Annotated in this window: 2 protein-coding genes; both read right to left on the bottom strand. The window is 71.9% G+C overall.

What is annotated here, in order from left to right; genetic code table 11:
- On the bottom strand, nt 1-689 hold a 689-nt coding region (locus AB8Z36_RS38865), incomplete at its 3' end, for a serine/threonine-protein kinase (protein ID WP_369218077.1).
- Complete coding sequence (locus AB8Z36_RS38860; protein ID WP_369218076.1) at nt 671-1621, bottom strand: oxygenase MpaB family protein; 951 nt, start codon at nt 1619-1621, stop codon at nt 671-673. The genes AB8Z36_RS38860 and AB8Z36_RS38865, both read right to left, overlap by 19 nt.
- Nucleotides 1622-1916 lie beyond the last annotated feature (295 nt).

The raw sequence follows: 1916 nt of genomic DNA, 5'->3' as shown, positions 1-1916 counted from the left end.
AGCACGGCCCAGGCGTCCTCCAGGTCGAACGGCGGGGCGCCGGTGGCGATCTCGTACAGCACGCAGCCGAAGGAGTAGAGGTCGCTGCGCTGGTCGACCGCGTCGCCGCTGATCTGCTCGGGCGACATGTAGTGCGGGGTGCCCATCGCGATGCCGGTGCCGGTCAGGCGTGAGGTGAAGCCGATGTCGGCGCCGAGCCGCGCGATGCCGAAGTCGCATATCTTCACCGTGCCGTCGGTGAGCAGCATGATGTTGGCGGGCTTCAGATCGCGGTGCACGATGCCCTGTTCATGCGTGTACGCCAGGGCGGCGGAGACCTGGGCGGCGATCTCCACGACGTCGTCGACGGGCAGCGGGTGCTGCTTGTTGTCCTCCAGGATCTGACTGAGATTGCGCCCTTCGAGGAGCTCCATCACCAGATACAGCACGCCCTCGTACTCGCCGAAGTCGTGTACGACGGTGACGCCCCGGTGCTGGAGCGCGGCGGCGACGCGGGCCTCGCGGCGGAAGCGCTCGCGCAGGACGCGGGTGAAGGCCTGGTCGTGCTGCGGACCCATCGGCTTGAGGCACTTGACCGCGACCTGGCGGCCGAGCGATTCGTCGCGCGCCCGCCACACCTCGCCCATGCCGCCGCGCCCGATCAGATCCAGGAGTCGGTAGCGGCTCTGGATCAGCCTGGTGTCCGCCATCTCGCGCCGTCGCCCCCGTCGCCTCGCTGCGCCCTCCCCGGCCCGTCCAGTATGGCGTCCCGTCTGTGGAGTTTGTACGGGGCCGGGCGGCTGCCGGGGCCGAGCCTGGCCATGGCGCGCAGGATGTGCTTGGGCGGGAGTTGCCAGCGTATACGGCTGGGGACGGTGCGCAGGAGGGTGCCCGTGAGGACGAGGCGGCGCGTCACCGTGGCGGGCGGCGGGGCGGCCCTTCCGTAGAGCCGGTGGGCGTACGGGGGCAGTGAGGCGTACGCGAGTCCGGCCACGCGCCGCCACACCAGGGCCCGTGCGGGGACCAGCAGGGGCGGCGTCGGCGGCCGCCGCAGGAAATCGTCCACGGCGCGGGCACCGTCCCCGGCGGCCAACTCGCCCCGTACGCCCCTGAAGTACGCGGCGAGCTCACCGGTGGACCCGGGCACCTCACCCGGGTCGAGCCCGACGAGCCGCGCGCTCTCCCGGTGCTCGCGCACATACCGGTCGGCCAGCGCGTCCGGCATCCGTATCCCGGACCGGCGCGCGATGTGCAGATAGGAGTCGATCTCGGCGCAGTGCACCCAGAGCAGCAACTCCGGCTCGTCGACGCCGTACCGCTCCCCGGTGCCGGGGTCGGTGGCCGAGAGCATCGCGTGTATCTTCCGCACCCGGGCGCCCGCGTCCTCGGCGGCCTCGGTGGTGCCGTAGGTGGTGGTCCCCACGAAACTGGCGGTACGCATCAGCCGCCCCCAGGCGTCGCGGCGGAAGTCGCTGTTCTGCATGACTCCGCGCACGGCACGGGGATGCAGGGCCTGGAGGTAGAGGGCCCGTATCCCGGCGATCCACATCATGGGGTCGGAGTGCACCTGCCAGGTCACCGAAGCGGGCCCGAACAGCCCCGGGTCGGGCGCGCGGAGGGGATCGGACGCGGTACGGGGCACGGGACGACCTCCGAGATCTCGTTCACTCACCTCTCGCCCTGCCATCCCCCGGAACACCAGCCATCCCTCCGGAACACCTGGGCGAGTCCACCGAAAAGTGTCCTACCCGCACCGCCCCGCGGGGAGACTCGTGCCCCACCAAGTCATCCACTGGGGAGGGCCCGCCCATGAGGCGACCGGCGAACTGGACGACCGCCGCCGCGACGCTGGCACTGCTGACGGCGTCGAGCGGCTGCGGGGCGGCCGGGGAGGACGACGGCCCCATCGCGGCACGGTCCTGCGCACTGCGCTTCAC

Source organism: Streptomyces flavofungini (genome assembly GCF_041028215.1).
GTDB classification, from domain to species: domain Bacteria; phylum Actinomycetota; class Actinomycetes; order Streptomycetales; family Streptomycetaceae; genus Streptomyces; species Streptomyces flavofungini_B.
Note: the sequence above shows the minus strand (reverse complement) of the source record. Positions and strands in the feature narration are given on the sequence as shown.